At 47.0% G+C, this 26,195-nt stretch carries 25 protein-coding genes, 7 tRNA genes and 1 pseudogene; 32 read left to right on the top strand and 1 reads right to left on the bottom strand.

All coding sequences use genetic code 11. The annotated features are described in order from the left end of the window. The first annotated feature begins 539 nt into the window (after window positions 1–539). The 32 genes and pseudogenes from rpmH (at window position 540) to AC3CIC_RS16210 (ending at window position 24,559) form a co-directional block, all read left to right on the top strand. Complete coding sequence (rpmH, locus tag AC3CIC_RS16365) at window positions 540–674, top strand: 50S ribosomal protein L34 (protein ID WP_002540783.1); 135 nt, start codon at window positions 540–542, stop codon at window positions 672–674. A 13-nt stretch (window positions 675–687) separates the two neighbouring features. Continuing rightward, window positions 688–1,047 carry a ribonuclease P protein component gene (gene rnpA / locus AC3CIC_RS16360; RefSeq protein WP_026024076.1) on the top strand — a complete coding sequence of 120 codons (360 nt, stop codon included), beginning with the start codon at window positions 688–690 and terminating at the stop codon, window positions 1,045–1,047. Then, entirely contained in the window at window positions 1,011–1,271 is a 261-nt protein-coding gene (gene yidD, locus AC3CIC_RS16355) for a membrane protein insertion efficiency factor YidD (RefSeq protein WP_083248064.1), read from the top strand. The genes rnpA and yidD overlap by 37 nt, the downstream gene beginning before the upstream one ends. 2 nt (window positions 1,272–1,273) lie before the next feature. Next, complete coding sequence (gene yidC / locus AC3CIC_RS16350; RefSeq protein WP_016961803.1) at window positions 1,274–2,893, top strand: membrane protein insertase YidC; 1,620 nt, start codon at window positions 1,274–1,276, stop codon at window positions 2,891–2,893. Window positions 2,894–3,080: 187 nt separating this feature from the next. Next, window positions 3,081–4,445 (top strand): tRNA uridine-5-carboxymethylaminomethyl(34) synthesis GTPase MnmE, encoded by a 1,365-nt coding sequence (mnmE, locus tag AC3CIC_RS16345; RefSeq protein ID WP_488515062.1) that lies wholly within the window; start codon window positions 3,081–3,083, stop codon window positions 4,443–4,445. Between the two features lie 176 nt (window positions 4,446–4,621). Beyond that, window positions 4,622–5,671 carry a GGDEF domain-containing protein gene (locus AC3CIC_RS16340; protein ID WP_488515929.1) on the top strand — a complete coding sequence of 350 codons (1,050 nt, stop codon included), beginning with the start codon at window positions 4,622–4,624 and terminating at the stop codon, window positions 5,669–5,671. Between the two features lie 67 nt (window positions 5,672–5,738). Continuing rightward, the gene (gene mioC / locus AC3CIC_RS16335) at window positions 5,739–6,185 is read left to right on the top strand and encodes an FMN-binding protein MioC (protein ID WP_016961806.1); all 447 of its coding nucleotides are present in this window, start codon (window positions 5,739–5,741) and stop codon (window positions 6,183–6,185) included. A gap of 418 nt (window positions 6,186–6,603) precedes the next feature. Continuing rightward, entirely contained in the window at window positions 6,604–8,493 is a 1,890-nt protein-coding gene (mnmG, locus tag AC3CIC_RS16330) for a tRNA uridine-5-carboxymethylaminomethyl(34) synthesis enzyme MnmG (RefSeq protein WP_488515061.1), read from the top strand. Window positions 8,494–8,499: 6 nt separating this feature from the next. Next, window positions 8,500–9,114: a 16S rRNA (guanine(527)-N(7))-methyltransferase RsmG gene (rsmG, locus tag AC3CIC_RS16325; protein WP_017006056.1), complete on the top strand. Its 615-nt coding sequence runs from the start codon at window positions 8,500–8,502 to the stop codon at window positions 9,112–9,114. A 22-nt stretch (window positions 9,115–9,136) separates the two neighbouring features. Beyond that, a complete protein-coding gene (locus AC3CIC_RS16320; RefSeq protein WP_488515060.1) occupies window positions 9,137–9,937 on the top strand; it encodes a ParA family protein in 801 nt (266 codons plus the stop codon). Window positions 9,938–9,946: 9 nt separating this feature from the next. Next, a complete protein-coding gene (locus tag AC3CIC_RS16315) occupies window positions 9,947–10,840 on the top strand; it encodes a ParB/RepB/Spo0J family partition protein (protein ID WP_488515059.1) in 894 nt (297 codons plus the stop codon). A 179-nt stretch (window positions 10,841–11,019) separates the two neighbouring features. Beyond that, window positions 11,020–11,409: a F0F1 ATP synthase subunit I gene (locus tag AC3CIC_RS16310; protein ID WP_016961811.1), complete on the top strand. Its 390-nt coding sequence runs from the start codon at window positions 11,020–11,022 to the stop codon at window positions 11,407–11,409. Between the two features lie 8 nt (window positions 11,410–11,417). Next, a complete protein-coding gene (atpB, locus tag AC3CIC_RS16305; RefSeq protein WP_016961812.1) occupies window positions 11,418–12,227 on the top strand; it encodes a F0F1 ATP synthase subunit A in 810 nt (269 codons plus the stop codon). A gap of 68 nt (window positions 12,228–12,295) precedes the next feature. Beyond that, window positions 12,296–12,553 (top strand): F0F1 ATP synthase subunit C, encoded by a 258-nt coding sequence (gene atpE, locus AC3CIC_RS16300; protein WP_005372317.1) that lies wholly within the window; start codon window positions 12,296–12,298, stop codon window positions 12,551–12,553. A gap of 47 nt (window positions 12,554–12,600) precedes the next feature. After that, window positions 12,601–13,071 (top strand): F0F1 ATP synthase subunit B, encoded by a 471-nt coding sequence (gene atpF, locus AC3CIC_RS16295; protein ID WP_016961813.1) that lies wholly within the window; start codon window positions 12,601–12,603, stop codon window positions 13,069–13,071. A gap of 15 nt (window positions 13,072–13,086) precedes the next feature. Further along, entirely contained in the window at window positions 13,087–13,620 is a 534-nt protein-coding gene (gene atpH / locus AC3CIC_RS16290; RefSeq protein ID WP_016961814.1) for a F0F1 ATP synthase subunit delta, read from the top strand. A 16-nt stretch (window positions 13,621–13,636) separates the two neighbouring features. Continuing rightward, window positions 13,637–15,178, top strand: a complete 1,542-nt coding sequence (gene atpA / locus AC3CIC_RS16285) for a F0F1 ATP synthase subunit alpha (RefSeq protein WP_394213334.1) — start codon at window positions 13,637–13,639, stop codon at window positions 15,176–15,178. Window positions 15,179–15,224: 46 nt separating this feature from the next. After that, a complete protein-coding gene (gene atpG, locus AC3CIC_RS16280) occupies window positions 15,225–16,091 on the top strand; it encodes a F0F1 ATP synthase subunit gamma (RefSeq protein ID WP_016961816.1) in 867 nt (288 codons plus the stop codon). A 36-nt stretch (window positions 16,092–16,127) separates the two neighbouring features. Next, window positions 16,128–17,531: a F0F1 ATP synthase subunit beta gene (gene atpD, locus AC3CIC_RS16275; protein WP_016961817.1), complete on the top strand. Its 1,404-nt coding sequence runs from the start codon at window positions 16,128–16,130 to the stop codon at window positions 17,529–17,531. Between the two features lie 18 nt (window positions 17,532–17,549). Continuing rightward, window positions 17,550–17,972 (top strand): F0F1 ATP synthase subunit epsilon, encoded by a 423-nt coding sequence (locus AC3CIC_RS16270; RefSeq protein WP_016961818.1) that lies wholly within the window; start codon window positions 17,550–17,552, stop codon window positions 17,970–17,972. 205 nt (window positions 17,973–18,177) lie between these two features. Then, window positions 18,178–19,539, top strand: a complete 1,362-nt coding sequence (glmU, locus tag AC3CIC_RS16265; protein ID WP_394213331.1) for a bifunctional UDP-N-acetylglucosamine diphosphorylase/glucosamine-1-phosphate N-acetyltransferase GlmU — start codon at window positions 18,178–18,180, stop codon at window positions 19,537–19,539. A 125-nt stretch (window positions 19,540–19,664) separates the two neighbouring features. Next, window positions 19,665–19,739: transfer RNA gene (locus tag AC3CIC_RS16260), tRNA-Gln, on the top strand. Window positions 19,740–19,741: 2 nt separating this feature from the next. Continuing rightward, window positions 19,742–19,818, top strand: a tRNA-Arg gene (locus AC3CIC_RS16255). A gap of 39 nt (window positions 19,819–19,857) precedes the next feature. Continuing rightward, a tRNA-Leu gene (locus tag AC3CIC_RS16250) sits at window positions 19,858–19,942 on the top strand. A gap of 37 nt (window positions 19,943–19,979) precedes the next feature. Further along, window positions 19,980–20,054, top strand: a tRNA-Gln gene (locus tag AC3CIC_RS16245). 11 nt (window positions 20,055–20,065) lie between these two features. Continuing rightward, window positions 20,066–20,142: transfer RNA gene (locus tag AC3CIC_RS16240), tRNA-Met, on the top strand. A gap of 91 nt (window positions 20,143–20,233) precedes the next feature. Beyond that, window positions 20,234–20,320, top strand: a tRNA-Leu gene (locus tag AC3CIC_RS16235). 42 nt (window positions 20,321–20,362) lie between these two features. Continuing rightward, window positions 20,363–20,447: transfer RNA gene (locus AC3CIC_RS16230), tRNA-Leu, on the top strand. A 213-nt stretch (window positions 20,448–20,660) separates the two neighbouring features. Next, entirely contained in the window at window positions 20,661–21,425 is a 765-nt protein-coding gene (locus tag AC3CIC_RS16225; RefSeq protein ID WP_488515058.1) for a DeoR/GlpR family DNA-binding transcription regulator, read from the top strand. A 12-nt stretch (window positions 21,426–21,437) separates the two neighbouring features. Next, window positions 21,438–23,272, top strand: a pseudogene (glmS, locus tag AC3CIC_RS16220) (glutamine--fructose-6-phosphate transaminase (isomerizing)). A 313-nt stretch (window positions 23,273–23,585) separates the two neighbouring features. Next, window positions 23,586–23,957 (top strand): helix-turn-helix transcriptional regulator, encoded by a 372-nt coding sequence (locus tag AC3CIC_RS16215; RefSeq protein ID WP_016960921.1) that lies wholly within the window; start codon window positions 23,586–23,588, stop codon window positions 23,955–23,957. A gap of 230 nt (window positions 23,958–24,187) precedes the next feature. Then, window positions 24,188–24,559, top strand: coding sequence for a helix-turn-helix domain-containing protein (locus tag AC3CIC_RS16210; protein WP_016960922.1), 372 nt, complete (start codon window positions 24,188–24,190; stop codon window positions 24,557–24,559). Window positions 24,560–24,634: 75 nt separating this feature from the next. Here the strand turns inward: AC3CIC_RS16210 and ilvA are convergent, their stop codons facing one another. Further along, window positions 24,635–26,194, bottom strand: a complete 1,560-nt coding sequence (gene ilvA / locus AC3CIC_RS16205; RefSeq protein WP_488515057.1) for a threonine ammonia-lyase, biosynthetic — start codon at window positions 26,192–26,194, stop codon at window positions 24,635–24,637. Between the last annotated feature and the right edge of the window lies 1 nt (window position 26,195).

The following is a 26,195-nucleotide window of genomic DNA, read 5'->3' as shown; positions in this document are numbered from 1 at the left end:
GTCTGACTCCACACTTGATAAAAGAAAAGGGAAGCAATTTTATACTTCTACGACGAGGATCGCTAGCGAGAAGATCCCTTTTGCAGTGAATAAGATCTAAGTTATACACACAGATCGCACATTTAACTCGCCGATCAACACAGTTGACCCCCTACTTACTCACAGAATTATGCAAAAGTGGAATAAATGGGCAAAGATCCTATCTTCTAAATAACGCCGTGTACCACTGTGAATCTCGGTTGATCTCTTCTATATAGATCACGCTAAAAAAGTTATGCCCGAGTTATACCTTTATTACCTCGCGAACATCACAGCTAACACACAGAATAAAGTGGATAAGATCGATAAAGGATCCTTGCGATTAACAGATGACCACGTATAATTGCGCGCCCGGAGTGTTGTAAAACCATTCGTGGTTTTACGATTGACTATAACTCAGTCAATGTTTACAATCCGCCCTCTTTGTTGAGAGGCGTCGGACTTTGTCCCACGTCGGGTTAACAAACCTAAAAACTGATCAGTAATTTAAGGTAGAAACCATGAAACGCACTTTTCAACCTTCAGTTCTAAAGCGTAAGCGCACTCACGGTTTCCGTGCGCGCATGGCAACTAAGAACGGTCGTAAGGTAATCGCCGCTCGCCGTGCGAAAGGCCGTAGCAAGCTTTCAAAATAATCTTTATTGATTTGTGAATAAGCTAGCTTTTTCTCGGGAGTTACGTCTGTTAACTCCCGAACATTTCAACTCTGTCTTCCAGCAACCTCATCGCGCTGGCTCGCCACACTTAACTATACTTGCCCGCAAAAACACTCTTGACCGTCCACGTTTAGGTCAGGCTGTGCCAAAAAAACAAATCAAACTTGCCGTTGACCGTAATCGCTTTAAGCGTCTCGTTCGCGAAAGTTTTCGTCTGCGTCAGCACTCGCTGCCAGCGAAGGATTTTGTTGTGATCGCAAAGAAAAGTGCTAACGAGCTCAGTAACGAAGAATTGAGAATGCTGCTCGATAAGTTATGGCAACGTTTATCTCAACCACCGCGAAAAAAATAGTCGTAGGGCTGTTTCGCGGGTACCAACTCCTCATTAGCCCACTGCTAGGGCCTCGCTGTCGGTTCACGCCGACATGCTCACAATATGCCATAGAAGCGGTCAACCATCACGGTGTTGCAAAAGGGTGTTGGTTAGCGAGCAAACGTTTATTAAAATGCCATCCTCTTAATCATGGTGGGTACGATCCTGTGCCCCCGCGTCATCCTAACAATCGAGACAATTAGCAATGGATTCTCAACGTAATATCCTGTTGATTGCCCTTATGTTTGTTTCATTCATGTTGTATCTCAACTGGAACGAAACTAACAACCCTCAACCACAGGGTCAGGGCGTAACACAGCAAGCACAACACAGTGGTGATGTACCTGCCGGCTCAGATGCGTCTCAGCCTCTGACGCAGGATTCCGTCTCTAACAAGCTTATCACCCTCCATAGTGACGTGCTGACGCTGACCGTTGACACACAAGGCGGTGACATTGTCCGTGCCGAGTTGAACAAGTATGACGCGGAATTTGATTCGAAAGACAAGTTCCTACTACTGAAAAATCAGCCTAATCATGTTTTCGTTGCTCAAAGTGGCCTAATTGGTCCTGACGGTATCGACACCCTTAAAGGTCGCGCTGAATTCACCACAAACGGCACTGATTTCTCTATGGCCAACGGCCAAGATGAATTGCGTGTACCGATGACAGTGGTGAAAGATGGCATTACTTACACCAAAACATTCATCCTGAAACGCGGCAACTACGCAGTTGATGTTGATTACACTATCGACAACAAAAGCGATAAAGCAGCCACGGTTCAAATGTATGCTCAGCTGAAACAAAATCTGATGGATGACGGTGGTAGTTTGACCATGCCGACATACACAGGTGGCGCATATTCAGCCGATGACACCAAATACAAAAAATACAGCTTCGATGATATGCAGGATAAGAACCTTAACCTGACTATCTCTAAAGACGGCTGGGCCGCCATGATGCAACACTACTTTGTTGCCGCTTGGATACCTCATGCTGACGGTGATGCAAACTTGTATACCCGTACCAGCGATGGTCAAGGCTTTATCGGTGTTCGCTATCCAACCACCACCATTGCACCAGGTACAACAACCACCATGGATGCAACATTGTGGGTAGGTCCTAAACTTCAGGACCAAATGGAAGCCACCGCGCCGAATCTTAATCTTACCGTTGACTATGGTTGGTTATGGTTCATTGCGAGCCCGCTGCATTGGTTACTCGCAACCATCTACGGCTTTGTTGGTAACTGGGGTGTTGCGATCATCATCCTGACGTTTATCGTCCGCGGTGCCATGTACCCGCTGACCAAAGCGCAGTACACCTCAATGGCAAAAATGCGTATGCTGCAGCCAAAATTGGCTGAGATGCGTGAGCGCATTGGTGATGACCGCCAACGCATGAGCCAAGAGATGATGGAGCTGTATAAGAAGGAAAAAGTTAACCCGTTGGGTGGCTGTCTTCCTCTTATCCTGCAAATGCCAATCTTCATCGCGCTTTATTGGGCGTTAATGGAATCTGTAGAACTGCGTCATGCACCGTTCATGCTGTGGATTCAAGATTTGTCGGCGCCAGATCCATACTATGTGCTGCCACTTCTAATGGGTGCATCTATGTTCCTGATTCAGAAGATGAGCCCTAGTACAGTAACGGATCCAATGCAGCAGAAGATAATGACGTTCATGCCTGTCATGTTCACCGTTTTCTTCCTGTGGTTCCCTGCAGGTCTTGTTCTGTACTGGTTGGTGTCGAACGTCGTGACACTTATCCAGCAAACGTTGATCTATCGTGCGCTCGAGAAGAAAGGCCTTCACAGCCGTAAGTAGTGGTAACGAATGATGACAAGGCGGCCATTGGCCGCCTTTCTTCGTTTATGTCCATAGGCCTTTTTTTATCTCGATTGGATCTCCACATTTCATCAATGCACTATCAGCGAGATTGATGCTGAAACCTGCATATTGGAGAAGTTTGGGGTTACACTAGCAACATTTTTCATCAGCAGGTTTAGCTACCATGAGTTACACAGACACTATCGTCGCACAAGCTACCCCGCCAGGACGCGGCGGTGTGGGTATCGTTCGCGTTTCAGGACCAAAAGCGAAACAGGTCGCCATGGCCGTGACAGGTCGAGATCTTCCTGTTCGTCGCGCTGAATATCTGCCGTTCAAAGATGAAGAAGGCACCGCTCTTGATCAAGGCATTGCACTGTACTTCCAATCACCAAATTCATTTACAGGCGAAGATGTTCTAGAACTGCAAGGCCATGGAGGCCCTGTGATTATGGACATGCTGATCAAACGAATCGTAACCATTGACGGTGTGCGTACCGCACGCCCTGGTGAGTTCTCTGAACGCGCTTTTTTAAATGACAAGCTCGACCTTGCTCAAGCAGAAGCCATTGCTGATTTGATTGATGCCAGCTCTGAGCAAGCCGCAAAAAGCGCTCTACAAAGTCTACAGGGTGCATTTTCTAACAAAGTTAATCAGCTGGTGGAAGCGCTGATCCACTTGCGTATCTATGTAGAAGCGGCCATCGACTTCCCCGACGAAGAGATCGACTTTCTATCAGACGGCAAAGTCGCTAACGATCTCAATGGCATTATCAACACGCTAAGTGATGTGCGCAAAGAAGCCAACCAAGGCGCTATCATTCGTGAAGGGATGAAAGTCGTGATTGCAGGGCGACCAAATGCAGGTAAGTCCAGTCTTCTTAATGCCTTATCCGGGAAAGAAAGTGCGATTGTCACTGACATCGCTGGCACCACCCGTGACGTTTTGCGTGAGCATATCCACATCGATGGCATGCCATTGCATATTATCGATACAGCAGGCTTACGTGACGCGTCAGATGAAGTAGAGCGTATCGGTATTCAGCGCGCTTGGGATGAAATAGCACAAGCTGATCGCGTGCTATTTATGGTTGATGGCACCACCACAGATGCCACATCACCAGAAGAAATTTGGCCAGAATTTATTGACCGCTTACCGGCCAATATCGGCATGACAGTTATCCGCAACAAAGCGGACATGACTGGCGAAACACTGGGTATTTGTCACGCCAGTCAGCCTACCCTTATCCGCTTGAGTGCCAAAACAGGCACTGGTGTAGATTCGCTTCGCGATCACCTCAAAGCTTGCATGGGCTTCTCAGGAGCCACCGAAGGAGGCTTTATGGCACGCCGTCGTCATTTGGAAGCGCTCGATGCAGCCGCACGCCACCTTGATATAGGAAAAGAGCAGCTTGAAGGCTATATGGCAGGTGAAATTCTGGCTGAAGAGCTGCGCATTGCACAGCAACACCTTTGCGAAATCACGGGTGAATTCAGCTCAGATGATCTTCTTGGACGGATATTCAGTTCATTCTGTATTGGTAAATAAAGACACTTAAAGCTGCCAATCGGCAGCTTTTTCTCCCCTCACGATTCATCCCTCCTTTGCTACACTTATTGTCAACTACCCGTTATTCAAGCCATTAAATGATCAATAGCCTGAGCCCTATACTCAATTTTGGGATAGAACGTTGCGACAAATTGCAGGTTCACCATTTACGGATGGTGAACCTATTGGCAGGCTTATGTGCAGGCGGGACCTTACTTTTTTCAGCATTATTCTGGTTTGCTTTCGACAATGCATCAGCCGCATTACTCAACGGTCTCTATGCTTTCCTCTATTTTATTGCCTTTGTTTTAACGCGAGAAGGAATGCTATGGCTGGCTAAATACTGGGTGTTTTTCGTCTTCTTCATCCAGCAATTTACACTGCCTTTGTTTGTACTATCAGATAACTTTGAAACTGAACTTCTACTGCTGGTGGTGCCAACGGCGGTAGTATTGGTGTTTGATCCCAGTGAGCGTCTTCCTCGATATGGATTATCATTGATCGCTATCATTTTGTTGTTTTTAGCAAAAACAATTCCATCATCAGATCCAATCCTTTCACTAACCGATGCTGATGCTCGTGCAGCGTATCTCTGTGTCATTCTTGTTTTAGTCATGGCTTCCGTGGCGCTCACCGATTTTTATCTTGTTGATTTGCATACCATTGATGAATCATCACGGAAGCTTGTCCATGAAGACCTTTTGACTGAAACTGCAAATAGCCAAAGCCTCTACACACAAGCTGACGAGCTATTTTTCCGCGCACAACGTAAGAAAAAACCGTTATCAATCATTGCGATAAATCTCGACGGTTTCCGACAAATAAATGAAATGCATGGTAGAAGCACTGGCGACCAAGTGCTCATCCATGTCGCTAACCTATTGAAAGAAAACCTTTCCCCAATAACACCATTGGGCAGAATGCATGCTGATAACTTTGTTGTGCTGCTGAGTGAAACACCAGCAAACGATGCCATGCGTATCGCCGAACAGTTAAAAGCAGCCATCAGTCGTAGCGTCGTTTTGTTGGATAACACAGCCGTTAAACGCACAGCGAGTTTAGGCGTGACTACATCTAATGAAGGCTGTCTTGCGGGCTATCAGTTGATCGATACGGCGTTGGTTGCGATGACAAACGCCAAGAAACGTGGAAAAAATAAAATCCAATCTCTCTCCCCAAAAGGTATCAATCCCCTGTTTCGCGACGAATTTTGTCAACCCAGTTAACTTGACTTGCCCATAGCCTGACTTCAATACTAGCTACCCGTATTTACACTGGTTTAGAGAAGAGTCTATGAGTGAAATAACCCTGATCACCGGAAGCACACTGGGTGGTACCGAATACGTTGGCGACCATTTGGCCGCTCTACTGGAGCAAGAGGGATATACGGTTAAGGTCATTAATGAAGCAGAATTAGTAGATGTAACAAGCAGTAAATGTCTGTTACTGATCACCTCAACACATGGTGCGGGTGACTACCCTGATAATTTATTGCCACTAATGGAAGCCTTAAACACAGATAAACCGGATTTATCAGGCTTAGAATATGCCGTCATTGCGATAGGAGATTCGAGTTATGACACCTTTTGCGGTGCAGGAATCAATGCCGACAAACAGCTGAAAACACTTGGTGCAAAGCGTGTAATTGACCGACTTGATATCGATATATGCACGCATCCATTGCCAGAAGAACCAGCCGAATTGTGGTTATCACAGTACAAAAACCAACTCTGTGAATAAAATTGCCCACTAAGAGGGTAAATTTTATTCTATTTTGTGACCTGTAAATTGTGGATAACTATGGATCTAAACGGTGATCAACCTATAGTTATCCCAATAACAACTTTGGCACTTTTACCCCCCTGTTGATAAGTACCCATTTTGATCCCAGGAAGTACATAACTTGATCCAAGCTCACACACAGAAAACGATCCTCCTTAAATGAATGATCATATTGATCATTTACCAGTTATCCACAGAGATCGTCTCCCTTAATAATGATCAATACAAAGATCTATATAAAGATCTTTATATATATTTAAGAGCTTCCCGCTCGATCAAAGATCACACTTTTGGTTCTCACCCTTCTGGAAAAGCGGTAGAATGATCCTCTTTTTCGCAATACCCAAATCAACCATTTCCTTTTTGAGGTCACACCATGTTTTACCAGGATAACTTTGATGTCATCGTTGTTGGTGGTGGTCATGCAGGTACGGAAGCTGCACTCGCCGCTGCACGTATGGGTCAACAAACCCTTCTGCTAACGCACAACATCGATACATTGGGGCAAATGTCATGCAACCCGGCTATTGGCGGGATCGGAAAAGGACATCTGGTGAAAGAAGTCGATGCGCTCGGTGGCCTAATGGCCCGTGCAATCGACAAGGGTGGGATCCAATTCAGAACGCTGAACGCTTCAAAAGGTCCTGCAGTGCGCGCTACTCGTGCACAAGCTGACCGCGCGCTCTACAAAGCGGCCGTTCGAGAAACATTGGAAAACCAACCGAACTTAATGCTTTTCCAACAGGCCGTTATTGATCTCATTGTTGAACAAGATCAAGTCACCGGCGTTGTGACTGAAATGGGGCTTAAGTTTCGAGCAAAATCCGTTGTTTTGACGGTGGGTACTTTCCTTGGTGGAAAAATCCATATTGGGTTGGAAAACTACTCCGGTGGCCGAGCAGGCGATCCGCCATCTATCGCATTAGCTGATCGACTGCGTGAATTGCCTTTTCGCGTTGATCGCTTAAAAACCGGTACACCACCTCGCATTGACGCTCGTACTGTCGATTTCAGCGTGATGGATACTCAGCATGGTGACAATCCGCGCCCAGTGTTTTCTTTCATGGGTAAAGCGGCAGATCATCCTCGTCAAGTGCCATGTTTCATCACGTATACCAATGAAAATACACATGAACTGATCCGCAATAACTTAGATCGCAGCCCAATGTATTCCGGGGTGATTGAAGGTATTGGCCCACGTTATTGCCCGTCCATTGAAGACAAAGTGATGCGCTTTGCCGACAAAGACAAACACCAAATTTTCGTTGAGCCAGAAGGGTTAACAACCCATGAGTTATACCCAAATGGGATCTCCACCAGCCTGCCATTTGATGTGCAGATGGGGATCATCCATACGATCAAGGGTTTTGAAAATGCTCGAGTGATCCGTCCGGGCTACGCGATCGAGTATGATTTCTTCGATCCACGCGATCTGAAACAAACCTTTGAAACTAAATTTATAAAAGGTTTGTTCTTTGCTGGCCAGATTAACGGTACTACTGGTTATGAAGAAGCGGCGGCACAAGGCTTGCTTGCAGGCGCAAATGCTGCGTTATTTGCACAAGACAAAGAGGGCTGGTGTCCTCGTCGTGATCAAGCTTACATGGGCGTATTGATTGACGATTTGTCGACCATGGGCACGAAAGAACCGTATCGCATGTTCACATCCCGTGCGGAATATCGCTTATTGCTTCGTGAAGATAATGCTGATCTGCGTTTGACCGAAACGGGCCGTCAACTTGGTCTCGTAGACGACGAGCGATGGGCGCGTTTCAATCAAAAACTTGAAAACATGGAGCTGGAAGCACAGCGTCTTCGCAGTACTTGGATTCGCCCAACCTCTGAGGATGCTCAGGCTCTCAACATGATCCTCAAGGCTCCATTGTCTCGTGAGGCCAATGGTGAAGAGTTATTACGTCGTCCGGAAATGACATACGATCAACTGGTTTCAATCCCAGTATTTAGTCCTGCGAACGAGGATCAACAAGCACGTGAGCAAGTTGAAACTCAGATCAAATACGAAGGCTATATCAACCGTCAAAAAGACGAGATTGAAAAGTCAGTTCGCCATGAAAACACGTCTCTCCCTATTGCATTGGACTACAAACACATCAAAGGGTTGTCTAACGAAGTCGTCGCCAAATTGCAGGATGCACGTCCTGAAACTGTCGGCAAGGCATCACGTATTTCAGGGATCACGCCAGCAGCCATTTCGATTCTGCTGGTACACCTGAAAAAGCAAGGCATGCTTAAAAAGGGAGCCTGATTTTCTGTGAAACAAACACTAGCAAAATTAATTGAACAAGCAGGGATGGATATCCCTGCTTATCAACAAGACCAGCTCATTGGTTACGTTGAAATGCTCCACAAATGGAATAAAGCCTACAATTTGACGTCTGTGCGTGATCCTCAAGAGATGATCATTAAGCATATTATGGACAGTATTGTGGTTAGCCAACATCTGGAAGGATCAACCTTTATCGATGTGGGCACGGGTCCTGGCTTGCCGGGGGTTCCATTGGCGATAATTAATCCTGATAAATCGTTTACTTTGCTTGATAGCCTAGGAAAGCGTATTCGTTTTATTCGTCAGGTGATCCACGAGTTAAAAATTGACAATGTGACGCCGATTCAAAGCCGCGTTGAAGACTTCCAGCCAGAGCTGGGTTTTGATGGCGTATTGAGTCGTGCATTTGCCTCTATGAGTGACATGGTTAACTGGTGCCATCACTTGCCATCAGAGCATGGACACTTCCTTGCGCTGAAAGGACAAGTTGATCAGGTCGAGATTGATGAGCTTCCGGCTGATTGTTCTGTGACCGGTATCAAACCTTTGAGTGTTCCCGGATTGGAAGGACAACGTCATCTAGTAATCTTGGCTAGATAGGATCACTCGGCGAGGTCTACTTGTGGGAAAAGTCATAGCAATAGCAAACCAAAAAGGGGGCGTTGGTAAAACAACGACCTGTATTAATTTGGCTGCGTCGTTAGCCGCGACACAGCGTAAGGTGCTAGTTATAGACCTTGATCCACAAGGCAATGCAACCATGGCTAGTGGTGTGGACAAATACGACGTGCATGCCACCGCCTATGAGTTGCTGGTTGAAGAAACGCCGTTTAACGATGTCGTCGTAACAGAAACAACCGGTGGTTATCACTTGATTGCTGCCAATGGTGACGTGACGGCGGCTGAAATCAAACTCATGGAAGTGTTTGCTCGTGAAGTCAGGTTGCGAAATGCCCTTGCAGACGTTCGTGAAAACTATGATTTCATCTTCATTGATTGTCCCCCTTCTCTTAACCTTCTTACAATCAACGCCATGACGGCGGCAAACTCTGTGTTGGTTCCCATGCAGTGTGAATATTTCGCATTGGAAGGTCTGACTGCGCTGATGGACACCATTAGTAAGCTTGCCAGCGTAGTAAACGCCGACTTGCATGTAGAAGGATTGCTAAGAACCATGTACGATCCGCGGAATCGTCTGGCCACTGAAGTGTCTGATCAAATTAAGAAACACTTTGGTGACAAGGTTTATCGCACCGTGATTCCACGCAATGTTCGTCTTGCAGAATCACCAAGCCATGGTAAACCCGCCATGTACTACGACAAGTATTCCAGTGGCGCCAAATCGTATTTGGCTTTAGCTGGTGAAATACTGCGCCGTGAAGAGCAGGCCAGACTAGCTGCAGATATTGCTAATGCGTCTTAAGGATATTTAATGAACGCGACCAAACGTGGATTGGGCAAAGGGTTAGATGCGCTTCTTGCAACCAGTGCAAAAGCACAGGCACGCGTAGACCTGAATGCTGATACCCGTGAAGCTATTAGTAACAGCGAGTTACAGCATCTACCGCTGACTGCGTTGCGTCCGGGGGTTTATCAACCTCGTCAGGATATGGCGTCAGAAGCGCTAGAAGAGCTGGCTGAATCTATTAAAGCACAAGGTGTTATCCAACCACTGGTCGTGCGTCAAGTTGGCAACCAGCAGTATGAAATCATTGCTGGTGAGCGTCGTTTTCGCGCTTCTAAATTAGCGGGCCTCACCCATGTGCCTTGCTTGGTGCGTGAGTTAAACGATAGAGCCGCCAGTGCCATTGCTCTGATTGAGAATATTCAACGTGAAGATCTCAATGCGATGGAAGAAGCGGAAGCGCTTAACCGACTTATCCAAGATTTTTCCCTCACCCACCAACAGCTTGCCGAGGCACTCGGTAAATCCCGTACTACCATCAGTAATTTACTGCGATTGAATGGCCTGGAAGTTGGCGTGAAAAAATTGTTGTCGGGTAGACAACTTGAAATGGGCCATGCACGCGCATTGCTGGCTTTGGAAGGTGAATCGCAAATTGAAGCTGCACTTGCCTCCGTTAATAAAAAACTCACAGTAAGACAAACCGAAGCGCTGGTGAAAAAGTTACTATCGCCCGTGGTTGAAAAGATAACTGAGCCTGTGTCAGATCAAATTTTGGCTGTACAAGATAGGCTCATGAATAAGCTTGGTACCAAAGTTTCTTTGTCTCAGGGCAAAGGAGGCAGTGGTAAGCTTGTCATCAACTTTGACCAGAACGAAAAACTTATGCAAATTCTTGCAATTCTCGATGAGAAATTGTGACGCAACGCGTTGGGTTTTTGTTACAAATTTTTGCTTACTGTGATCAGGTTACCCTGTTGTAAAATTTAGCCTCTCTTTTTGATGTGATGAGATTGCATTCGAAAGGGTGACCCGTATAATTTTCGCAGTTTTCCCAGCACGACTAAGTGCTAAGAGGAAAGGAATCGAGGAACGAATACATGGTATCGACGCTCACGCGACCAGGTCGCAAGCTTGCGACAAGGTTGCTGCTGTTACAGTTGTGCGTCGTGTTAGCAACGGCAATCTTGATGGTGACCACCATCAATGTCGACTGGGGAATTTCCGCACTCATTGGCGGTGGCATCTTTGTGATAGCCAACGCAGCCTTTGCATTGTGTGCATTCCTGTTTAGTGGGGCGAGAGCCGCAAAACTTATCGTTGCATCTTTTTTCGGCGGTGAAGTGCTCAAAATCCTGTTAACGGTCGTTTTATTTTCCGTTGTTTACCTGTATGCCGAGGTGGAACTTGTTCCCCTCAAACTGGCCTATTTGCTGGTACTTGGAATTAATATCCTTGCACCAGTTTTATTCATTAACAACAACAAATAGGATGAGTTATGGCTGCGTCAGGTGAAGCGCTTACACCATCCAGTTATATCTCTCACCATCTAACCAATCTGTCTACGGACAAATTAGGTTTAGCGGGTGAAGGTAGTTTCTGGTCGGTGCACATTGATAGCCTGTTTTTCTCTGTCCTGATCGGCGTCGGCTTCCTATGGCTGTTCCGTTCTGTGGCAAAGAAAGCAACAACCGGAGTACCAGGCAAGCTTCAGTGTTTTGTGGAAATGTTGGTTGAGTTCGTTGATGAAAACGTTCGTGAAACCTTCCATGGAAAGAATCCACTGATTGCACCTCTGGCTCTGACCATTTTCGTCTGGATTTTCTTGATGAATACGATGGATTTAATTCCAATCGATTTTCTTCCTTATCCAGCGGAGCACTGGCTTGGTATTCCTTATCTAAAAGTGGTACCAACGGCAGATGTAAACATCACCTTAGCAATGGCGCTAGGCGTTTTCTTCTTGATGATTTATTACAGCATTAAGATCAAAGGCTTGGGCGGTTTTGCGAAAGAACTGGCATTTCACCCGTTCAATCACTGGAGTATGATTCCTTTCAACCTGCTTCTCGAAGTGGTATCGCTATTGGCGAAACCGATTTCATTGGGTATGCGTTTGTTCGGTAACATGTTCGCCGGTGAGGTGGTATTTATCCTTATTGCGGCACTTCTGCCGTGGTGGGCGCAATGGTTGGGTTCATTACCGTGGGCAATATTCCACATTTTGGTTATTACCATCCAAGCGTTCGTCTTTATGATGTTGACTATCGTGTACCTGTCTCAGGCGCATGAAGATTCAGATCATTAATAGTTTTAGTAAGCAACTTTGTTAGACCTTCCGGCATATAAGCCGACAACAAGAAACTGGAGATAGTGATGGAAACTTTATTGAGCTTTTCTGCAATTGCCGTTGGCATCATTGTAGGTCTTGCTTCCCTGGGTACCGCGATTGGTTTCGCACTGCTTGGCGGTAAATTCCTTGAAGGTGCAGCGCGTCAACCAGAAATGGCTCCAATGCTGCAAGTTAAGATGTTCATCATTGCAGGTCTGCTAGATGCTGTACCAATGATCGGTATCGTTATTGCGTTGCTGTTCACTTTCGCAAACCCATTTGTAGGTCAACTGGCTGGCTAATTTAGCTGAACGGATCCTGTATAGCTAACTAGTGAGGAGTCGCTGTTGTGAATATAAACGCAACTCTGTTTGGTCAGGCAATCGCGTTTTCGATGTTTGTTTGGTTCTGCATGAAATATGTATGGCCACCAATCATGCAAGCGATTGAAGAGCGTCAGAAGAAAATTGCTGACGGTTTAGCGGCCGCTGAACGTGCCGCAAAAGACCTGAACTTGGCCCAGGCTAATGCTTCCGATCAATTGAAAGAAGCAAAGCGCTCTGCAAGTGAGATCATCGAACAGGCAAACAAGCGTAAAGCACAAATAATCGACCAAGCCCGTGAGGAAGCGAATTCTGAGCGCGAAAATATCCTTCACCAAGGACAGGCTGAACTCGAAGCTGAACGCAACCGTGCCCGTGATGAACTTCGCAAGCAAGTTGCAACTCTGGCCGTGATCGGTGCTGAGAAAATTCTGGAGCGCTCTATTGATGAGTCTGCTCATAAAGATATTCTCGATAAAATCACTGCAGAACTTTAAGAAGGAGGGGCCGCAATGTCTGAACTGACAACTATCGCACGCCCCTACGCTAAAGCAGCCTTCGATCTGGCGGTAGAAAAAAGCGAATTTGACCAATGGTCTGAAATGCTGACATTTGCTGCCGAAGTTGCCCGCAATGAAACCATCGTTGATTACATCGGTGGTATGCATTCAGCTGAAAAGTTGACTGAGATTTTTATCTCTGTGTGTGGCGAACAGCTCAATGAACTTGGCCAAAACCTGATTAAGGTAATGGCTGAAAACGGACGCCTCACAGCGTTGCCGGAAGTATGTATCCAGTTCTTGGCACTGCGCCAAGACTACGAAAAGCAGATTGACGTTGATGTCTTCTCTGCTATCGCGCTTGATCAAGCGCAATTGGATGCTATTACCAGCAAACTTGAAGCCCGTCTTGAGCGCAAAGTGAAGCTGAACTGTAGTGTAGACGAGACCCTGGTTGCCGGGGTTGTGATTCGAGCTGGAGACTTGGTCATCGATAACTCAGTAAGCGGTCGTATCCGCAGACTGAGCGATGCATTGCAGTCTTGATTTGGGGAATTGGAGCATGCAACTTAATTCCACGGAAATAAGCGATCTGATCAAACAACGTATTGAAAAATTCAACGTTGTTAGTGAAGCGCGCAACGAAGGTACCATCGTGTCAGTCAGTGACGGTATCATTCGCATCCATGGCCTTGCTGATGCTATGCAAGGGGAAATGATTGAACTACCTGGCAACCGCTTTGCACTCGCGCTCAACCTTGAGCGTGATTCTGTAGGTGCGGTTGTCATGGGTCCTTATGCCGACCTTCAGGAAGGCATGAAAGTGACCGGCACTGGCCGCATTCTTGAAGTGCCAGTGGGTCCTGAGCTGTTGGGTCGTGTCGTGAATACACTTGGCGAACCAATCGACGGCAAAGGTCCAATCGACGCGAAATTGACTTCTCCTGTAGAAGTGATTGCACCGGGTGTAATCGCTCGTCAATCGGTCGATCAACCAGTACAAACTGGTTATAAAGCAGTCGATGCTATGATTCCAATCGGCCGTGGTCAGCGTGAGCTGGTTATCGGTGACCGTCAGACTGGTAAAACAGCACTGGCAATCGATGCGATCATCAACCAGAAAAACTCTGGCATCTTCTCTATCTATGTAGCTATCGGCCAGAAAGCGTCAACCATCGCTAACGTGGTTCGCAAACTGGAAGAGCACGATGCACTGAAAAACACCATCGTTGTTGTGGCATCAGCGTCTGAAGCTGCTGCACTGCAATACCTGGCACCTTATGCAGGTTGTGCGATGGGTGAATACTTCCGTGATCGCGGTGAAGATGCACTGATCGTATATGATGATCTGTCTAAGCAAGCTGTTGCTTACCGCCAGATTTCGTTGCTGCTGCGTCGTCCACCAGGTCGTGAAGCTTACCCAGGTGATGTTTTCTATCTCCACTCGCGTTTGCTAGAGCGTGCAGCACGTGTAAGTGCTGACTACGTTGAAAAATTCACCAACGGTGAAGTGACAGGTAAAACAGGCTCTTTGACTGCGCTACCTATCATTGAAACCCAAGCGGGTGACGTATCTGCATTCGTACCTACCAACGTTATATCGATCACTGATGGTCAGATCTTCCTGCAGTCTGAACTGTTCAACTCCGGTATTCGTCCGGCGGTTGATCCAGGTATTTCAGTATCGCGTGTAGGTGGTGCTGCTCAGACGAAGATCATTAAGAAACTGTCTGGTGGTATCCGTACGGCATTGGCACAGTACCGTGAATTGGCGGCATTCGCACAATTCTCGTCTGACCTTGATGAAGCAACGAAGAAACAGCTAGATCATGGTCAGAAAGTGACTGAGTTGATGAAGCAGAAGCAATACGCACCAATGTCTGTTTTTGAACAAGGCATGGTGATTTTTGCAGCTGAAAAAGGCTATTTGACAGACGTTGCTCTGGATAAACTGGCTGATTTCGAAGCTGCTCTGCTTGCATATGCTAAGGCACAGTATGCCGAGCTGGTAGCCCTGATCGAAGAGAAGGGTGACTACAACAGCGATATTGAAGCTCAATTGACCAAATTGGTTGAAGACTTCAAGGCAACTCAAACCTGGTAATGCGTAGAAGGCCGCCTTTGCGGCCTTCTAACAACGGAGAGTAACGATGGCCGGCGCAAAAGAAATTCGTAACAAGATCGGAAGTGTTAAAAGCACACAGAAGATCACCAAAGCGATGGAAATGGTTGCCGCTTCTAAAATGCGTCGTTCGCAAGACGCCATGGAAGCCTCCCGTCCATACGCGACTACTATGCGCAAAGTGATCGGTCATGTCGCCCTTGGTAAATTAGAGTATCGTCATCCATATCTGGAAGAGCGAGAAGCCAAGCGCGTCGGTTACATCATCGTATCTTCAGATCGTGGTCTGTGTGGTGGCTTGAACATTAACCTGTTCAAACGTGCTATCAATGGGATGCAGGAGTGGACGCAAAAAGGCGCAGAAGTTGATACTGCCCTGATTGGCTCTAAAGCCTCGGCATTCTTTAACAACTACGGTACACCAGTATCAGCACAAGCTTCAGGTTTGGGCGATAACCCGTCACTTGAAGACTTGATTGGTACTGTCGGTGTCATGCTGAAAAAATATGATGAAGGCCAGCTGGATCGCTTGTATCTAGTTTACAACACGTTTGTAAATACGATGACGCAGGCACCAGTGATCGATCAATTGCTGCCTTTGCCTAAGTCAGAAGACGAAGAAATGAAACGCAGCCACTCTTGGGATTATATTTATGAGCCCGAGCCAAAACCTCTGCTGGATACCTTGTTAGTTCGCTATGTCGAATCTCAAGTTTATCAAGGCGTGGTTGAAAACCTTGCGTGTGAACAAGCTGCGCGAATGGTTGCGATGAAGGCTGCAACAGATAATGCAGGTGACATCATTGATGATCTGCAACTGGTGTATAACAAAGCCCGTCAGACTGCAATTACACAAGAGCTATCGGAGATTGTCTCCGGTGCAGCGGCGGTGTAAGGCAAGGGTCAACGAAATATTTTTAGAGGAATAACGATGGCTACAGGTAAGATCGTTCAGATCATCGGTGCGGTAGTCGACGTAGAGTTTCCACAGGAGTCTGTACCTAAGGTATATGACGCCCTGGACGTGAAACGTGAAGGCGAGCGTCTGGTGCTGGAAGTTCAGCAGCAGCTGGGTGGTGGTATCGTCCGTACCATCGCGATGGGTTCGTCAGATGGTCTGCGTCGTGGACTGGAAGTAGAGAACACAGGCAAGCCAATTGAAGTACCAGTAGGTACAGCAACCTTAGGTCGTATCATGAACGTCCTGGGTGATTCAATCGATGAGCGTGGCGAGATTGGTGAAGAAGAGCGTTACTCTATTCACCGTGAAGCGCCAAGCTACGAAGACCAATCAAACGCGACTGAACTGCTGGAAACTGGCGTTAAAGTTATCGATTTGATGTGTCCGTTCGCTAAGGGCGGTAAAATCGGTCTGTTCGGTGGTGCGGGTGTAGGTAAGACCGTTAACATGATGGAACTTATCAATAACATCGCACTTCAGCATTCTGGTTTGTCAGTATTTGCAGGTGTTGGTGAGCGTACCCGTGAAGGTAACGACTTCTACTTTGAAATGCAGGAAGCAGGTGTTGTAAACATCGAAAATCCGGCTGAATCAAAAGTAGCCATGGTTTACGGTCAAATGAACGAGCCACCAGGTAACCGTCTACGCGTTGCTTTGACTGGCCTGACAATGGCTGAGAAGTTCCGTGACGAAGGTCGTGACGTACTGCTGTTCATTGATAACATCTATCGCTACACCTTGGCCGGTACTGAAGTATCAGCACTGCTAGGTCGTATGCCTTCTGCGGTAGGTTATCAACCTACACTGGCAGAAGAAATGGGTGTGCTTCAAGAGCGTATCACGTCTACCAAGAGTGGTTCTATCACATCTGTTCAGGCCGTTTACGTCCCTGCGGATGACTTGACTGACCCATCTCCTGCAACCACGTTTGCTCACTTGGATGCAACCGTTGTTCTTTCACGTAACATTGCATCTATGGGTATGTACCCTGCGATCGATCCTCTGGATTCAACATCTCGTATGTTGGACCCATTAGTGGTTGGTCAAGAGCACTATGATGTTGCGCGTGGCGTTCAGTCAATTCTTCAGCGTTACAAAGAACTAAAAGACATCATTGCTATCTTGGGTATGGATGAGCTATCTGAAGACGATAAGCTTGCTGTATCTCGTGCACGTAAGATTGAGCGCTTCCTTACTCAGCCTTACCACGTAGCAGAAGTCTTTACTGGTCAACCAGGTGTTTACGTTTCGCTAAAAGACACCATCAATGGCTTCAAAGGCATGATGAGTGGCGAGTATGACGATATCCCAGAACAGGCATTCCTGTACTGTGGTGCTATCGAAGAAGTCCTCGAAAAAGCGAAGAACCTGTAACGGTTGTTAGGAGGCGATATGGCAGCGATGACCTTCCATCTGGATGTAGTAAGCGCAGAAAAACAATTGTTTTCTGGTCGAGCCGAAGCTATTCAGGTAACTGGTAGCGAAGGTGAGCTGGGTATTTTCCCAAGCCACACCCCGCTGCTGACCGCCATTACGCCAGGCATGATCCGTATTACTAAACAGCACGGCCACGAAGAGGTTATTTATCTTTCTGGCGGCATGTTGGAAGTACAGCCAAGCACAGTCACTGTGTTGGCGGACACCGCAATTCGTGGTGCCGATCTGGATCAGGCGAAGGCAGAAGAAGCGAAGCGTCGTGCTGAGGATCGTATCCTCAATAAGCACGGAGACATGGACTTTGCTCAGGCGGCCAGTGATCTGGCCAAAGCGATTGCCCAGCTACGAGTTATCGAGCTGACCAAAAAGGCACGCTAAATAGCCAGGTAACACAGCAAGCTGAAAAGGCGACCGAATGGTCGCCTTTTTTCTATATTAATGGCGAGAATAAGCCTGATTTTTGCTACAAAGTGACGGGAAATTAAGATTTTATCGTTATCGAGCATGCCGTTTTACACCACGAGTCGTTACAATACGTGCCATTATTGTGATGTGACATTTTTATTCCAAGGATAAGTTTCCCATGAATTTCAGTGCTGTGATTCTTGCGGCGGGCAAGGGAACCCGCATGTATTCCAATTTGCCTAAAGTATTGCATACGCTTGCAGGTAAGCCGATGGTGAAGCACGTCATTGATACGTGTTGCTCATTAGGCGCTCAAGATCTGCACCTTGTTTACGGGCATGGTGGTGATGCGATGAAAGCATCATTGTCTCAAGAGCCAGTTAACTGGGTACTTCAGGCTGAGCAGCTTGGCACGGGTCATGCGGTTAATCAGGCGGCATCGGAATTTAGGGATGATGAGCAGATACTTATTCTTTATGGAGACGTGCCATTAATCTCAGAGCAAACCATCGAAAACTTGCTAGAGGCACAACCCGACGGCGGTATTGCTCTTCTCACGGTGGTGCTTGATAACCCTTCAGGCTATGGACGTATTGTGCGTCGCAATGGCCCAGTGGTCGCGATTGTTGAAGACAAAGATGCGTCGCAAGAACAAAAGCTGATCAAAGAGATTAATACTGGCGTAATGGTCGCCACTGGCCGTGATCTGCGTCGCTGGCTGTCCCAGTTGAAAAATGAAAATGCTCAGGGTGAATACTACCTGACTGACGTTATCGCTATTGCTCATAACGAAGGGCGTGCTGTTGAAGCCGTGCACCCTGAAAGTGTCATTGAGGTGGAGGGCGTTAACAACCGTATTCAATTGGCGCGTCTTGAGCGTGCGTTTCAAGCTGCTCAGGCAGAGAAACTGTTGGAAAGTGGTGTGATGCTTCGTGATCCTTCGCGTTTTGACTTACGTGGTCAATTACAGTGCGGCATTGACGTTGAAATTGACGTGAACGTTGTGATTGAAGGCTTTGTTACCTTGGGTGATAACGTGGTTATCGGTGCTGGCTGTGTACTGAAAGATTGTGAAATTGACGATAACACAGTAGTACGCCCAATGAGTGTCATCGAAGGCGCCTCTGTTGGGGAAGATTGTACTGTTGGTCCTTTTGCTCGTTTGCGTCCCGGGGCTGAGCTAGTGGGTGATTCCCATGTCGGTAATTTTGTTGAAGTGAAGAACGCACGCTTAGGCAAAGGCTCTAAAGCCAACCACCTGACTTATCTCGGTGATGCTGAAATTGGCGATCGTGTGAATATCGGTGCAGGTACGATCACCTGTAATTACGATGGTGCGAATAAGCACAAAACCATTATTGAAGATGATGTGTTTGTCGGTTCAGACAGTCAGTTGGTCGCGCCAGTTACCATCAAAAAAGGCGCAACGATTGGTGCGGGCACGACATTGACCAATAATGTGGAAGAAGGCCAGTTGGTAATTACGCGTACCAAAGCCCGTGCGATTGCTGATTGGCAGCGTCCGATCAAGCAAAAATAACTGACTATTTAGCCATAAGAACACCGCATTTGCGGTGTTTTTTTATTTGGTTGGTTAAAACATCAGCAAACGAAAAATAGGGGGTTGACGGCTTTCCTATTCCGCAATATTATACGCGCCTCAGTTGGGATATCGCCAAGCGGTAAGGCAGCGGCTTTTGATGCCGCCATTCCCTGGTTCGAATCCAGGTATCCCAGCCAATGCGCGCGTAGCTCAGCTGGATAGAGTACCTGGCTACGAACCAGGCGGTCGGAGGTTCGAATCCTCCCGCGCGCACCATCTTCTCCCTTAAGGGAAAGGTGAGAGAGAACTAGGTTTGCGGAAGTGGCGAAATTGGTAGACGCACCAGATTTAGGTTCTGGCGCCGCAAGGTGTGAGAGTTCAAGTCTCTCCTTCCGCACCATTTATTGAAGAATCATGCTTTCGAGCGTGATGACTGTTGGGATATCGCCAAGCGGTAAGGCAGCGGCTTTTGATGCCGCCATTCCCTGGTTCGAATCCAGGTATCCCAGCCATATTTCAGGTTGGCTACGTAGCTCAGTTGGTTAGAGCACATCACTCATAATGATGGGGTCACAGGTTCGAATCCCGTCGTAGCCACCAACTATTCTGAAACCGTTGAGCATTTCGATGCCAATGACTTTCAAACAGACTGACACACTACCAAGTGTCGAATAAAGTCTGACAAAATTGTGCGGTGGTGGCGGAATTGGTAGACGCGCTAGCTTCAGGTGCTAGTGTCCTAACGGATGTGAGGGTTCAAGTCCCTCCCTCCGCACCAAATATCACTTAGACCTATTGAGAGGTTTGAGTAAAGTAATACGCGGAAGTGGCGAAATTGGTAGACGCACCAGATTTAGGTTCTGGCGCCGCAAGGTGTGAGAGTTCAAGTCTCTCCTTCCGCACCATATAAAAAGAGCAGGCCTTTAATTAAGCCTGCTCTTTTTTTATATCTATACTTTCCCATTATCTCGCTTTAATTCCTCCCTATGACGCGTTAACTCTTTGTATAATTCTTTTTTGTGCGACTGATCATACCCTTGGTGATATGTCTCGCATTTCATTCTTGATCTTTATTTCAAAAGTCATATTATCTTTCGAAACGAAAGTTTGGTGGTTACATGTCGAAACGTAATACTCAACAACGTCGCCATGCGATTGTTGCCATGCTGAGCGAACAAGGAAAAGTGAGTGTAGACGAGCTTTCATCTTTGTTTGAAACATCAGAGGTCACGATACGCAAAGACCTTGCTGAGCTTGAGAAAAATGGAATTTTGCTTCGTCGATATGGTGGTGCAGTCCCTATTCCTCATGAAATGGTTTCGGAAAATGCTGTAAAAGTTTCAGATCAAAAGTTAGCGATAGCAAAAATGGCGGCAAGTCGAATTCGCGACCATAATCGTATAGTGGTGGACAGTGGTTCGACAACCGCAGCGCTGATCCCTTTGTTAAATCAAAAACGTGGGCTCGTAGTGATGACTAATTCACTGAACGTTGCCCAAGCCATCAAAGAGCTGGAAAACGAGCCGACACTGTTAATGACAGGTGGCACGTGGGACCCGCACTCTGAAGCGTTTCAAGGGCAAGTCGCAGAGCAGGCATTGCGCGCTTATGATTTTGACCAGTTGTTTATTGGTGCTGATGGGATAGACGTCAATCGCGGTACAACGACTTTCAATGAAATAGTTGGTTTGAGCCGCGTCATGTCAGAGGTGTCTCGAGAGGTGGTGGTGTTGATTGAGTCCGATAAAATAGGGCGAAAGATACCAAACCTAGAACTCCCTTGGGATGTCATTACGACTGTTATCACTGACATCAATATAGATACCACCACCAAACAAGCCATTGAAAAGACGGGCACAGAGGTGATCTGCGCCCCTAATTAGACGGGGAAAGTTATGTGTGGAATTGTGGGCGCGGTAGCGCAAAGGGATGTGGCGGAAATACTGGTTGAAGGTTTACGCCGTTTGGAATATCGCGGCTATGACTGGCCGGCTTGGCTGTCGTTGATGCAGAGCATCAACTTAATCGTCTGCGCCGTTTGGGTAAAGTTCAAATATTGGCTGATGCGCTTGATGCGCAGCCTGTTTTGGGTGGTACTGGTATTGCCCATACACGCTGGGCGACACATGGTGAGCCAAGTGAAGAAAACGCCCACCCGCACACGTCAGGTGAAAATATTGCTGTTGTTCACAATGGCATTATCGAAAACCATGAACCTCTTCGAGAGATCTTAACTCAACGTGGTTACGTGTTTACCTCACAAACAGATACCGAAGTGATCGCTCACCTTGTTCATTGGGAATTGGAGCAAGGCGGTTCGCTATTGGATGCGTTTCAACGCACGGTCGCGCAATTGCATGGTGCCTATGGCACTGTCGTGATGGATAGACGTGATCCAGAGCGCCTTATCGCTGCGCGCTCTGGTAGCCCATTGGTGATTGGGCTGGGTATCGGTGAAAACTTTTTGGCCTCTGATCAGTTGGCACTTTTGAATGTCACTCGTCGTTTTCTATTTTTAGAAGAAGGCGATATCGCTGAAATCACTCGTCGTGCTGTTGATATTTTTGATGTTGAAGGCAATGCGGTTGAACGTACCATTCACGAATCAACCGCAGAGCATGATGCTGCCGATAAAGGGAAGTATCGACACTACATGCAAAAAGAAACCTTTGAGCAGCCCTCGGCTATTATCAACACCTTAGAAGGGCGCATTGATGCAAATTCGGTGCTGGTGGAAAGCTTGGGTCATGGCGCGAAAGAGATCTTACAAAAAGCTGAGCATATCCAAATCATTGCATGTGGTACGTCTTACAATGCTGGAATGGTGGCGCGCTATTGGTTTGAATCCATTGCAGGTGTTAGCTGTGATGTTGAGATTGCCTCAGAGTTTCGCTATCGCAACTTCGTCACGCGTCCAAATAGCGTATTAATCACCCTTTCTCAATCCGGGGAGACAGCAGACACCTTGGCTGCGCTTCGATTGGCGAAAGAACGTGGGTTCATGGCCGCGATGACAGTGTGTAATGTGGCGGGTTCTTCATTGGTGCGAGAATCTGACATTGCCATCATGACTCGCGCGGGAACAGAAATTGGTGTCGCTTCGACAAAAGCCTTTACTACGCAGCTCACAGCGCTACTGATGATGGTAACCGCGCTCGGCAAGGAGAAAGGCACGGTTAGCGCAGAAAAAGAAGCAGAGATTGTTAAATCGCTACACCGACTTCCGGCTCAAATCGAACAGGCACTGACCTTTGACAAACAAATTGAAGCGCTTGCGGAAGATTTTGCTGATAAACACCACGCACTGTTTTTAGGCCGTGGCGAGTTTTATCCTATTGCGATGGAAGCCTCTTTGAAGTTAAAAGAGATTTCCTATATTCATGCGGAGGCCTATGCAGCCGGTGAACTCAAGCACGGACCTTTGGCACTGATTGATGCAGATATGCCCGTTATTGTGATAGCACCAAACAATGAACTGTTAGAAAAGCTCAAATCTAACATTGAAGAGGTGCGAGCCCGTGGCGGTCAATTGTATGTGTTTGCTGATGAATCTGCGGGATTTCAGGAAAGTGATGGCATGACAATCATTCCTATGCCGCATGTTGATGAGGTATGTGCGCCTATTTTCTATACGGTTCCTATGCAGTTGCTGTCGTATCACGTTGCATTGATCAAAGGTACGGACGTTGATCAGCCTCGTAACCTGGCAAAAGCGGTGACCGTTGAGTAAGCGCTGAAGAAATACTAAACAACAAAAACCTCAAAAGGAGCGCAAGCTCCTTATTTGTCTCCAATATAAGACAAGAAATACATTCGTTGCTATTTGCAACTTGGAAATCGGTCACGATATTTGCATTTTGCAAATCATTTCGCATCTATAACAAGACACCTCGCCTAGAAAGATAAGCACATATATGCACTCCAAACTCAACTAATTGATTTTTATTCTAATTATCAATGTCTGAATAGTTGGCGCGTATTGTGCATATTGTCGATAAAGCAGCAAAAAAACAACCAGAGCTGTAAGTCGTAGGGAGTGAATGATGATCGATTCGAAATCACAAGTAGCAAAACGCATTAAAGAAGCCCGTGAGTGGAAAGGGATTACCCAGGTGAAAATGGCGAAATTGCTTGATGTAGCACGCCAAACCTATTTAGACATTGAGACGGGTAAAACCGAACCGCGTGTTCGCATGTTGTCTGAGATAGCCGAAATCACTGAACGTCCTTTAGTATGGTTCGTTTATGGTGATGCGGATGTTGAATTGCACGACGTGCAGTATAAGCAGGACGTTAATCGCCTTCTGGAGCACTTCTCAAAACTGCCCCACGAAGCAAGAACCGCCATTCTCAATCAGAGCGTTAACATGGCTTCATTCTTGGTTAATTACTCCAAATCTGCGCAAAGAGGTTAAGCACTTACTTACTTGGTAGGCTTTGCCAAGCCTTGCCTGCCAAAATAGGTATTGCACGAAAGCCTTGTCATCTGGCTTAGGCAACGGCGGCCCAGTTTCACAATTCAACGATGCTTTACATGTGAACGCGACTGCGCTGTGCATAATGCAGGATCTAGCAGTAGAGAGTGTGACAGATACAGGTGTAAATCACCTGATGCTGTGACAAAGAGTTGTGGGGCAAGATTGCGATGTTGATTGTCAAATCTCACGTTGCACTGCGCATCAGAGAAGCGCGAGAGTATCGAGAGATCACGCAAGTGGAAATGGCGCAGCATCTTGATGTGGCGCGGCAGACTTATTTAGATATTGAGTCAGGCAAGACTGAACCTAAGGTCTCTTCACTTGCTACGATTGCTGACGTAACAGGCCGTCCGTTAAATTGGTTTCTATACGGCGAAAGTACGCGAAGTGATATCGCGTTTACGCATAGAGATGATCTGAATAATTTACTTTTGTTATTCAATCAGCTCCCTCTTTCGGCGCGTAACCTCGTGATGGATCAGGCTTTGTTACTGGCAGAGTACATGGTGATCATGAAGTCATCGGATAACGATGAATAAAGAAATAAGAAACTAAAAGCCCAGCGAATGCTGGGCTTTTTCTTGTTTGTGAACCGCATTGTTCCTTTGGCTTAATTAGCTATCCTTAGACAAGAAGAAACGGTAAGAGGGGCTTTCTGTCTCGTCCTTCCAGGCATAACCCAATTCTTTGAGATGCGCAGTAAATGAAAGCAAGTCTTTATCTTCTAGCTCGAATCCACATAATACGCGTCCATAGTCAGCACCATGGTTGCGATAATTAAAAATGCTGATATTCCAATGCGTACCCAGCGTATTCAAAAAACGTAGCAGGGCGCCCGGATATTCTGGGAACTCAAAGCTATACAAGCGTTCATTCATCACCTTGGTTGGGCGTCCGCCAATCATATAGCGAATATGCACTTTCGCCATTTCATCGTCAGACAAATCCTGCACGGGATAGCCACCTTTTTGTAGGTCGGAGATGATGCTATCGAGTTCTTCCTGACCATTCGTTAAGCGCACACCGACAAAGATATTTGCCAATGCATCGTCGCTATAGCGGTAATTAAATTCAGTCACTGCACGACCCCCCAAGATTTTACAAAAATCGAGGAAAGCGCCTGTGCGTTCAGGAATCGTCACCGCCAGCAAGCCTTCACGCTTCTCACCTAGCTCGGCACGTTCGGACACATAACGTAATGTGTGGAAATTCAAATTGGCGCCAGACAAGATAGACGCCATGTTTTTCCCTTTCAGCTGATGCTGCTCGGTATAGCGCTTAAGCCCTGCCAAAGACAATGCCCCTGAAGGCTCAGAGATGGCACGGGTATCTTCGAAAATGTCTTTCATTGCTGCGCAGATTTCATCGCTAGACACCGTGATGACATCATCGAGATGTTGCTGACAGACTCGGAACGTTTCATCACCAATGCGTTTCACTGCGACGCCATCGGCAAACGTGCCAACATTGTCGAGTGTCACTGGCTCACCCGCATCCATCGCGGCTTTCAGGCAGGCAGAGTCTTCTGCTTCTACGCCGATGACTTTGATATGTGGCATGAGCTGCTTAACGATCACCGCCACACCTGCTGCGATACCGCCCCCGCCGACAGGCAAGAAAATATAATCAAGATGCCCGTTTTGCTGAAGTAACTCCAAACCGATGGTACCTTGCCCTGCAATGATGGCAGGGTGGTCAAACGGCGCAACAAAGGTGTAGCCGTGCTCATTGGCAAGCTCTATGGCTTTTACTTTGGCTTCATCAAAGTTATTTCCGTGCAGCACAACGTTACCGCCAAAACTACGAACGCCAGCGACTTTGATGTCGGGGGTGGTGCGTGGCATGACGATGGTGGCGCTGATCCCTAGTTTGTGGCCTGACATGGCTACGCCTTGTGCATGATTACCGGCAGAGGCAGCAATCACCCCAGCTTTTTTCTGTGCATCAGACAGCTGCGCCATCATGTTGTAGGCACCGCGCAATTTAAACGAATGTACCGGTTGACGGTCTTCGCGCTTTAACTGGATGTGATTATCCAGACGCTTTGAAATGCGTGGCATGTTCTGAAGTGGGCTAACGATAGCGACTTCATAAATGGGCGCACGCAAAATATCGCGAAGATACTCAGCATTACTCAGTGGAACGGGTACATGGGATTGGCGGGCCTGCGTCATG

This window comes from Enterovibrio sp. QJM3NY_24, assembly GCF_057786035.1.
This window is presented reverse-complemented; position numbering and strand designations above follow the sequence as displayed.

What these genes read in the sequence shown, in the direction of transcription:
- glmU (WP_394213331.1), top strand. Translation starts at nt 18,178, where the DNA reads ATGAATTTCAGTGCTGTGATTCTTGCGGCGGGCAAGGGAACCCGCATG.
- AC3CIC_RS16215 (WP_016960921.1), top strand. Translation starts at nt 23,586, where the DNA reads ATGATCGATTCGAAATCACAAGTAGCAAAACGCATTAAAGAAGCCCGT.
- atpE (WP_005372317.1), top strand. Translation starts at nt 12,296, where the DNA reads ATGGAAACTTTATTGAGCTTTTCTGCAATTGCCGTTGGCATCATTGTA.
- rpmH (WP_002540783.1), top strand. Translation starts at nt 540, where the DNA reads ATGAAACGCACTTTTCAACCTTCAGTTCTAAAGCGTAAGCGCACTCAC.
- yidC (WP_016961803.1), top strand. Translation starts at nt 1,274, where the DNA reads ATGGATTCTCAACGTAATATCCTGTTGATTGCCCTTATGTTTGTTTCA.
- AC3CIC_RS16315 (WP_488515059.1), top strand. Translation starts at nt 9,947, where the DNA reads ATGAACGCGACCAAACGTGGATTGGGCAAAGGGTTAGATGCGCTTCTT.
- mioC (WP_016961806.1), top strand. Translation starts at nt 5,739, where the DNA reads ATGAGTGAAATAACCCTGATCACCGGAAGCACACTGGGTGGTACCGAA.
- atpA (WP_394213334.1), top strand. Translation starts at nt 13,637, where the DNA reads ATGCAACTTAATTCCACGGAAATAAGCGATCTGATCAAACAACGTATT.
- atpB (WP_016961812.1), top strand. Translation starts at nt 11,418, where the DNA reads ATGGCTGCGTCAGGTGAAGCGCTTACACCATCCAGTTATATCTCTCAC.
- atpD (WP_016961817.1), top strand. Translation starts at nt 16,128, where the DNA reads ATGGCTACAGGTAAGATCGTTCAGATCATCGGTGCGGTAGTCGACGTA.
- AC3CIC_RS16310 (WP_016961811.1), top strand. Translation starts at nt 11,020, where the DNA reads ATGGTATCGACGCTCACGCGACCAGGTCGCAAGCTTGCGACAAGGTTG.
- AC3CIC_RS16210 (WP_016960922.1), top strand. Translation starts at nt 24,188, where the DNA reads ATGTTGATTGTCAAATCTCACGTTGCACTGCGCATCAGAGAAGCGCGA.
- AC3CIC_RS16225 (WP_488515058.1), top strand. Translation starts at nt 20,661, where the DNA reads ATGTCGAAACGTAATACTCAACAACGTCGCCATGCGATTGTTGCCATG.
- mnmG (WP_488515061.1), top strand. Translation starts at nt 6,604, where the DNA reads ATGTTTTACCAGGATAACTTTGATGTCATCGTTGTTGGTGGTGGTCAT.
- ilvA (WP_488515057.1), bottom strand. Translation starts at nt 26,194, where the DNA reads ATGACGCAGGCCCGCCAATCCCATGTACCCGTTCCACTGAGTAATGCT.
- atpG (WP_016961816.1), top strand. Translation starts at nt 15,225, where the DNA reads ATGGCCGGCGCAAAAGAAATTCGTAACAAGATCGGAAGTGTTAAAAGC.
- atpH (WP_016961814.1), top strand. Translation starts at nt 13,087, where the DNA reads ATGTCTGAACTGACAACTATCGCACGCCCCTACGCTAAAGCAGCCTTC.
- yidD (WP_083248064.1), top strand. Translation starts at nt 1,011, where the DNA reads ATGGCAACGTTTATCTCAACCACCGCGAAAAAAATAGTCGTAGGGCTG.
- mnmE (WP_488515062.1), top strand. Translation starts at nt 3,081, where the DNA reads ATGAGTTACACAGACACTATCGTCGCACAAGCTACCCCGCCAGGACGC.
- AC3CIC_RS16270 (WP_016961818.1), top strand. Translation starts at nt 17,550, where the DNA reads ATGGCAGCGATGACCTTCCATCTGGATGTAGTAAGCGCAGAAAAACAA.